The organism is Xanthomonas sp. 60, assembly GCF_011761925.1.
In genome coordinates this window covers 334,281-343,000 of record NZ_JAASQW010000004.1, presented here as the reverse complement: position 1 = coordinate 343,000, position 8,720 = coordinate 334,281, and the positions used below count along the sequence as shown (strand labels likewise).

General features: G+C 65.9%; 6 protein-coding genes. 3 read left to right on the top strand and 3 right to left on the bottom strand.

Annotated elements, in window-relative coordinates:
* The first annotated feature begins 288 nt into the window (after nt 1–288).
* From FHY09_RS11295 to FHY09_RS11285, 3 genes are all read left to right on the top strand, one after another.
* Entirely contained in the window at nt 289–969 is a 681-nt protein-coding gene (locus tag FHY09_RS11295) for a TetR family transcriptional regulator (protein ID WP_166926965.1), read from the top strand.
* Between the two features lie 26 nt (nt 970–995).
* Entirely contained in the window at nt 996–3,368 is a 2,373-nt protein-coding gene (locus tag FHY09_RS11290; RefSeq protein ID WP_166926964.1) for a 3-hydroxyacyl-CoA dehydrogenase/enoyl-CoA hydratase family protein, read from the top strand.
* A gap of 67 nt (nt 3,369–3,435) precedes the next feature.
* Nucleotides 3,436–4,644, top strand: coding sequence for an acetyl-CoA C-acyltransferase (locus FHY09_RS11285; protein ID WP_166926963.1), 1,209 nt, complete (start codon nt 3,436–3,438; stop codon nt 4,642–4,644).
* Between the two features lie 293 nt (nt 4,645–4,937).
* Here FHY09_RS11285 and galU read toward each other — a convergent pair whose 3' ends face one another.
* From galU to FHY09_RS11270, 3 genes are read right to left on the bottom strand one after another with little or no spacing between them, the layout of a single operon-like run.
* Nucleotides 4,938–5,816: a UTP--glucose-1-phosphate uridylyltransferase GalU gene (gene galU / locus FHY09_RS11280; RefSeq protein ID WP_166926962.1), complete on the bottom strand. Its 879-nt coding sequence runs from the start codon at nt 5,814–5,816 to the stop codon at nt 4,938–4,940.
* A 3-nt stretch (nt 5,817–5,819) separates the two neighbouring features.
* The gene (locus tag FHY09_RS11275) at nt 5,820–7,724 is read right to left on the bottom strand and encodes a nucleoside-diphosphate sugar epimerase/dehydratase (protein WP_166926961.1); all 1,905 of its coding nucleotides are present in this window, start codon (nt 7,722–7,724) and stop codon (nt 5,820–5,822) included.
* Between the two features lie 15 nt (nt 7,725–7,739).
* Nucleotides 7,740–8,720 carry an MraY family glycosyltransferase gene (locus tag FHY09_RS11270; RefSeq protein WP_166926960.1) on the bottom strand — a complete coding sequence of 327 codons (981 nt, stop codon included), beginning with the start codon at nt 8,718–8,720 and terminating at the stop codon, nt 7,740–7,742.

Genomic DNA, 8,720 nt, shown 5'->3' with positions numbered 1-8,720 from the left:
TTATTTTTACTTCGGTGGCGGCGCCGGGGGGGTGGGGGGGGGGGGGGGGGGGGGGGCGGCGGGGGCGTGTCGCGCCAGGGATGGCGCGACGCGAGGCACGCAGGATGCAGCTTTTGCCGTCCCCCGCCGCCGCCGCCCGCCCAGCCAAGCAACGCACACCCAATGATCAAGCGCCGCCACGAGGGGCCCAGCCGTTCGCCCGACCCCTCCCCCACAGGAAAACGCGCGATTTGCCATACGCCCCCGTTTGGTACTAGGATCAAACAATCGTTTGAATGAACCGCCGCCATGGTCAAGCCCGCCCACTTTTCCACCAAGGACCGCATCCTCGGCGCTGCCGAAGCGCTGTTCGCGTTACATGGCTTTGCCGGCACCTCACTGCGCCAAGTGACGGCCCAGGCCGATGTCAACATAGCGGCAGTCAACTACCACTTCGGATCCAAGGAAAACCTGGTCAATGAGGTCTTCCGTCGCCGCATGGACGAGATGACTGCCGCCCGCATGACCCAGCTGGACGCCGCCCGCACCACCCAGCCCGGTGATCTGCGCGCGGTGCTGGCCGCATTCGTGGAGCCCGCGCTGGCGATGGCGCAGGACCGCCAGAGCGGTGGTGCCTTCGTGCGGGTCATCGCGCGCGCCTACGCCGAAAAGAACGACAGCCTGCGCACCTTCCTTTCCGACCACTACGGTCATGTGCTGCGCGATTTCGGCAAGGCCATCGCGGCCTGCGTGCCGGAACTGAGCAAGGAAGAACTTTACTGGCGGCTGGATTTCCTTGCCGGCTCGCTGACCTACGCCATGGCGGATTTCGGCCTGATCAAGCGCCCCGCCGGTGTGTCCGAAGCCAATCATCGCGCGCAGGCCGCGCGCGAGCTCATCCATTTCGCCGAAGCCGGTTTCCGTGCAGCCGCGCGCAATACCTCCGCGCCTGCAGCCAATGGCGCCCGCCAGACACTTTCCACCCAGTAACTGCTGACCAACCAAGGCTTATCGACATGTCCAATTCCCTGCAAGTCCGCCGCGCCGCCGTGCTGGGTGCCGGCGTCATGGGTGCCCAGATCGCCGCCCACCTCACCAATGCGGGCGTCGACACCGTGCTGTTCGACCTGCCCGCCAAGGAAGGCCCCGCCGACGGCATCGTGCTCAAGGCCATCGCCAACCTGGGCAAGCTCAGCCCTGCCCCGCTCGCCAGCAAGACCTACGCCGAAGCGATCACTCCGGCCAATTATGAAACGGGCCTGGAGCAGCTCAAGGACTGCGACCTGATCATCGAAGCCATCGCCGAGCGCATGGACTGGAAGCAGGACCTCTACAAGAAGATCGCGCCGTTCGTGGCCGACCACGCCGTGCTGGCCTCCAACACCTCCGGCCTGGGCATCAACAAGCTGGCCGACGTGCTGCCCGAGCAGCTGCGCCACCGCTTCTGCGGCGTGCACTTCTTCAACCCGCCACGCTACATGCACCTGGCCGAGCTCATCCCCGCCAGCACCACGGACAAATCGGTGCTCGAAGGGCTGGAAGCCTTCCTGGTGACCACCCTCGGCAAGGGCGTGGTGTACGCCAAGGACACCCCGAACTTCATCGGCAACCGCATCGGCGTGTTCTCGATCCTCTCCACCATTCACCACACGCAGGAATTCGGCCTGGGCTTCGATGAAGTGGACGGCCTGACCGGCCCGCTGGTCGGTCGCCCGAAATCGGCCACCTACCGCACCTCCGACGTGGTCGGCCTGGACACCATGGCCCACGTCATCAAGACCATGGGCGACACCCTTCCCGATGATCCGTGGCATGCGTTCTTCACGTCGCCGAAATGGCTGGACGCGCTGATCTCCAAGGGCGCGCTGGGCCAGAAGACCGGCGCGGGCATCTCCCGCAAGGTCGGCAAGGACATCATGGTCCTGGACCTGGAAAAGCAGGACTACCGCGCTGCCGACCGCACCGCCGCACCGGAAGTGGTCGAGATCCTGAAGATCAAGAACCCGGCCGAGAAGTTCGCCAAGCTGCGCGAAAGCCAGCACCCGCAGGCGCAGTTCCTGTGGGCGACCTTCCGTGACCTGTTCCACTACAGCGCCTACCACCTTGCCGACATCGCCGAAACCGCGCGCGATGTGGACCTGGCCATCCGCTGGGGCTACGGCTGGTCGCTCGGCCCGTTTGAAACGTGGCAGGCCGCCGGTTGGAAGCAGGTCGCGCAGTGGATCGCCGATGACATCGTGGCCGGCAAGAGCATGAGCAGTGCGCCGCTGCCGGACTGGGTGTTCGATGGCCGCGACGGCGTGCATGCCGCCGAAGGCAGCTACAGCCCGACGCGCAACGCCAAGCTGCCGCGCTCTTCGCTGCCGGTCTACCAGCGCCAGCGCTTCCCCGACCCGCTGCTGGGCGAGCAGTTCGCCCAGGGCGAGACGGTCTGGGAGAATGAGGGCGTACGCCTGTGGCACGACGGCGACGATATCGCCGTGGTGAGTTTCAAGACCAAGATGAACACCGTGTCCGACCACGTGCTCGATGGCCTGCAGGAAGCCATCAAGCGTGCGGAGAAGGAGTTCAAGGGCCTGGTGATCTGGCAGCAGAAGGAACCGTTCTCCGCCGGTGCGGACCTGGCCGGTGCCCTCGGGCTGCTGCAGGCCGGGAAGGTCGAACAGTTCGAGGCGATGGTGCACAACTTCCAGCGCACCAGCCAGGCGATCAAGTATTCGCTGGTGCCCGTGGTGGCCGCCGTGCGCGGCCTGGCGCTTGGCGGTGGCTGCGAATTCCAGATGCACAGCGCCAAAAGCGTGGCGTCGCTGGAAAGCTACATCGGTCTGGTCGAGGCCGGCGTCGGCCTGCTGCCCGCCGGTGGCGGCCTGAAGGAACTCGCGGTGCGCGCTTCGCAGGCGGCCGGTCCGGGCGGTGATGTCTTCGCCGAACTGAAGAAGACCTTCGAGACCGTGGCCATGGCCAAGGTGTCCAACTCGGCGGTCAACGCGCAGGAGCTGGGCCTGATGCGCGCCACCGACAAGGTGGTGTTCAACAGCCATGAACTGCTGCACATCGCCAAGGCTGAAGTGCGTGCGCTGGCCGAGGGCGGCTACCGTCCGCCGATGCCCGCGCGCCGCATCCAGGTGGCCGGCGATGTCGGCATCGCGACGTTCAAGATGATGCTGGTCAACATGCTCGAGGGCCGTTTCATCAGCCCCTACGACTACGAAATCGCCGTGCGCATCGCCACCGTGGTGTGTGGTGGCGAAGTGGACCGCGGCACGCTGGTGGACGAGGAGTGGCTGCTGACGCTGGAACGCAGGCATTTCGTCGAACTGGCCCAGCAGGAAAAGACCCAGGCCCGCATCGCGCACATGCTCAAGACCGGCAAGCCGCTGCGCAACTGATGGAAGACAGGCTGCGCCGGCCCTGCGCCGGCGCGCGCTTCCCGCCCCTATTCAAGAGATCACTGCAATGACCAAGCAAATCCAGGACGCCTACATCGTCGCCGCCACCCGCACGCCGGTCGGCAAGGCGCCCAAGGGCATGTTCCGCAACACCCGTCCGGATGACATGCTCGCGCACGTGCTGCGCAGCGTCGTGGCCCAGGCGCCCGGCGTGGACGTCAGCCGCATCGACGATGCCATCATCGGCTGTGCCATGCCGGAAGCCGAGCAGGGCATGAACGTGGCACGCATCGGCGTGCTGCTGGCCGGCCTGCCGGATACCATCGCGGCGCAGACCGTGAACCGCTTCTGCTCCTCCGGCCTGCAGGCCGTGGCCCAGGCCGCCGATGCGATCCGCCTTGGCAATGCCGACCTGATGCTGGCCGGCGGTACCGAATCGATGTCGATGGTGCCGATGATGGGCAACAAGATCGCGATGGCGCCGAGCGTGTTCGACAACGACCACGTGGCCATCGCCTACGGCATGGGCATCACCGCCGAGAAAGTGGCCGAGGAGTGGAAGGTCTCGCGCGAGGACCAGGATGCGTTCGCGCTCGCCTCGCACCAGAAGGCCATCGCGGCGATCCAGGGCGGCGAGTTCCGCGATGAGATCAGCCCCTACGAAGTGCGCACGCGCCAGCCCGACCTGGCGGATGGGCGCCGCATCATCACCCGTGAGAAGGTGCTGGACACCGACGAAGGCCCGCGTCCGGATTCCTCGGCCGAGGGCCTGGCCAAGCTGCGTCCGGTGTTCCGCAACGGCCAGTTCGGGGGCACGGTGACGGCCGGCAATTCCTCGCAGATGAGCGACGGCGCCGGTGCGGTGCTGCTGGCCTCCGAGCAGGCCATCAAGGATTACGGCCTGACCCCGCTGGCGCGTTTCGTCAGCTTCTCGGTGGCCGGCGTGCGTCCGGAGGTGATGGGCATCGGCCCGATCGCGGCGATTCCGAAGGCGCTGAAGCAGGCGGGCCTGAGCCAGGACCAGCTGGACTGGATCGAGCTCAACGAGGCATTCGCTGCGCAGTCGCTGGCGGTGATCCGCGATTGCGGGCTGGATCCGGCCAAGGTCAATCCACTGGGTGGTGCGATCGCGCTGGGACACCCGCTGGGTGCCACCGGTGCGATCCGTACCGCCACGCTGCTGCACGGTCTGCGTCGTCGCCAGCAGAAGTACGGCATGGTGACGATGTGCATCGGTACCGGGATGGGCGCTGCGGGTATTTTCGAAGCGCTCTGAGTATTGGGTTGCGCCGGGGCTGCGCCCCGGCAGCACGCTCGGGCACGTGAAGGTGCACGTTGTGCCGCCGGGTGAGGGCGGGTTGGGTGGGCAGGGAACGGCGAGGGCCGCCCTGCCCTGCGAAGACCGCAGCGGGTGGCTGGAGAACCCGAACCGGAGCAGAAACGCTGCTTCAGCTGGAACGGAAAGAAACAGAAAGGCGGCCAGTGGCCGCCTTTCTGTTTCTGCTTTTTCCTGTTTTTCTTTCCCGGTGGCAAACCCGAGTCAAGGAGGGCCTCAGCCGCTCGCCGAACTCACTCTGCCAGCATCGCGGCGAGCTTCTCGCGCGCCGGCGCCGCCAGCTTCGGATTGTTCAGCGCGAAGCGGATCGTCGCCTCGACCAGCCCCAGATGGGTACCGCAGTCGAAGCGGCGCCCCTCGAAGCGATAAGCATCCACACGCTCATCCTGCAGCAGCTGCGCGATCGCATCGGTCAGCTGGATCTCGCCACCGGCACCCGTGCCCGTGGCCTCCAGCAGTTCGAAGATCTTCGGGCTCAGCACGTAGCGTCCCACCACGGCCAGATCGCTCGGCGCGTCTTCCGGCTTGGGCTTTTCAACGATCTGCGAGATGCGGCCGTTGCGCCCATCGAAGGTCTCGGTCGCCACGATGCCGTAGCTTGCGGTCTGCGCGTGCGGCACGTCTTCCACCGCAATCACGCTGGCACCGGTGGCCTCGTTGAGGTCGGCCATCTGCTTCAGCGCGCCGTCGCCACGGTTCCAGATCAGGTCGTCCGGCAGCAGCACGGCGAAGGGCTCGTCACCGACGATCGCCTTGGCGCACAGCACGGCATGGCCCAGGCCCAGTGCCTCGGTCTGTGTCACGAACACCGCGCGGACACCGTTGGGCAGCACGTGGCGGATCATTTCCAGCTGCTCGGTCTTACCGGCGCGCTCCAGCTTCTGCTCAAGCTCATAGGCCTTGTCGAAGTAATCGGCGACGGCATGCTTGTAGCGGTTGGTGATGAAGATCAGCGTATCGCAGCCGGCCTCGATGGCCTCGTCTACGGCGTACTGGATCAGGGGACGATCGATGATCGGCAGCATTTCCTTCGGGACCGTCTTGGTCGCCGGAAGGAAACGCGTGCCCAGGCCTGCCACGGGGAAAACCGCTTTTCTGATTCGGCTGCTCATCTCTTACCTGTTGGCTTCACGTGCGGGGAATGGGACCACATTAGCCGAGGGAATGTGTGCGTCCTGTTGTAGTGGATCAAATTCCGGCATGGTCGCAAACAGGATGTCCTGGATGGCGGCGGTGTCGTAGGTGGTGATCGCTTCGCGCAGGCGCGGCAGGTTGTTGAGCACCAGCTCACGCGAGAAGCTGCGCACGCCGGCCTCGAGCACCTTGGGGTGCGAGGTGGGGCGGTAATCTTCGTCTGAATAGAACAGCGTCTCGTGCAGCTTCTCGCCCGGACGCAGGCCGGTGTAGATGATCGCGATGTCCTTGTACGGCTGCTTGCCGGTCAGGCGGATCATCTGCTCCGCCAGCACGCGGATCGGCACCGGCTCGCCCATGTCCAGGGTGTAGATCGCGCCGTGAGAGGCCGACGCGGCGGCCTGCAGGATCAGCTGGCAGGCCTCGGGAATGGTCATGAAATAACGCGTGACCTCCGGGTCGGTCACGGTGACCGGCCCGCCCTTCATGATCTGGTCGCGGAACAGCGGCACCACGCTGCCGGCCGAGGCCAGCACATTGCCGAAGCGCACCGTCACAAAACGCGTATGCGTGGATTTCTGGTCCAGGCTCTGGCAGATCATCTCGGCGTAGCGTTTGCTCGCACCGAGGGAGTTCACGGGATCGACGGCCTTGTCGGTGGAAATGAACACGAAATGCCCCACCTTGGCGTCCAGGCACGCACGCGCCACGGTTTCGGTCGCCAGAATGTTGTTGCGCACCGCCTCGCGCAGCTGACGCTCCAGCACCGGCACCTGCTTGTACGCCGCGGCATGGAAGGTGGCTTCCACCCGATGCAGGGACAGCGCGTGCCGGATCACGGCCGGATCGCCGCAGTCGCCCAGCACCGCGTCGACATGGATGTCCGGGAAACTGCGGCGCAGCTCTGCTTCGATCGTGAGCAGCAGCAGTTCGCTCATCTCCAGCAGAACGATGCGCCCTGCCCCATGCCGCGCACACTGGCGGCACAGCTCCGAGCCGATGGAGCCGCCGGCGCCGGTGACCAGCACCGTGCGCCCGCCCAGCCAGCCACGGATCAGGGTCCAGTCCGGCATGATCGGCTTGCGGCCGAGCAGGTCCTCGATGGCGACCTCCTTCAGCTGCCCCGGCAGGGACTGGCCCTGCAGGATGTCACTGAGCTTGGGCACCGTGCGGAACGGCACACCGGTGCTTTCGCAGATCGACACCACGCGCTGCATGCCCACGGCATCCAGCGACGGCATCGCGATAACGATCAACTTGGCGGCAGTTTCGCGAGCGAACGAGGCGGCATCGTCGATGGTGCCCAGGATCGGCAGGCCCTGCAGCTTGGCCCCCTGCAGGTGCGGCGCATCATCAAGCAGGCCGACCGGCTCGAAATCCCCGGAGCGGCGCAGATCGCGTACCAGCGCTTCCGCCGCCTGCCCGGCGCCCAGGATCAGCACGCGCTTGGCGGTGCTGTCCGATTGGAGGGCCTGATAATCCTTCCAGGCCCGATACAGCAGGCGCGGGGCGCCCAGCAGGGCCGAGAGCGCGAAGGGATAGATGACCAGCACCGACAGCGGCACCCCATCGAAGCGCTTCCACGCCAGCGTCAGGACAATGGCCACCAGACCGATGAAACTGGCCCGGAAGATGTTGATGAGGTCGGCCACGCTGGCAAATCGCCACAGGCCGCGGTAAAGCCCCACCCGCCAGAAAACGATGGCCTGGATGGCCAGCACCAGCGAGGTGTCCACATTCCACAGCGGAAGCGCCGGGGCATCGGGGAGAACGGAATAGCGCCCGGCATGCAGCAGCTGCCAGCAGGCCCAGACCATGAACAGATCGTGGCACACGATGGCACTGCGAGGCAGTAGGCCGATGAGACGATTCCACCGAGCAGTCATAGGCAGTACTGATCCTCAAAAATCACGCAGGCGACCACGTTGAACACGCCACAGAGCGGTCAGGGCGACCCACCAGGCGATGGCCGCGACGCCCTGCTGGGTCGGCCCAAGCGGACTGCAGAGCACCAGCACTGTAGAGCCAAGCAGGCCACACAGGAAGTACCCGGCCGTCACGCGTGCATGGCTTACACCTGCCTTGACCCAGCGCTGATAGACATGCTGCGTATGGGGCTCCATCCAGCGTTGTCCAGAAAGCATGCGGGACAGTAGTGTGAAGCCGGCGTCCACAAGGAAAGCTGAAAGCGGCAGCAACAGCGCCGGCCAGGCAATATCCGTCGCCAAGCTGGCCAGGCCGACCAGTGCGGCCATGAGATAGCCCAGCGCGCCACTGCCGACATCCCCCATGAAGATCCGCGCACGTGGAAAGTTGAACGGCAGGAAGCCCAGGCAGGCGGCCGCGACACACAGCGCCGCAAGCGATGAGGGCACGGGCATAACCCAGGCAAAGCCCAAGGCCGCCGCAATGGCCTGGCTGCTTGCGATGCCATTGATCCCATCCATGAAGTTCCACAGGTTGATGAGGGCCGCCGTTACGAAGAACAACAGCACCGCCTGCAGCAGGTTTTCGCCAACGAGATAAACCGCGATGGACAGCAGGGCCGATGCAACGAGATGCACGGCCAGGCGCTGGAGGGCAGGAAGCGGTCGATGGTCATCCCACCAGCCGATCCCGGCGACCAGCATCAATCCCGTCATGACAAGGCCCAGCGGCGGCAGGAACGCCGGATCGATCATCAGCGCGACCACACACGCGGTCAGCACCGTCAGCACGATCGCGATGCCACCACCACGCGGAGTCGCGATCCGATGGCTGCGCCGCTCGCCGGGCTGGTCCAGAAGCTGCCGCCGCAGCGCATAGCGGCGGGCGCCCCAGGTCAGCGCAGCGGACAAGCCGACCAGCGCCAGCAGCGCCGGCGCGATCATCTGCGGCGCCAT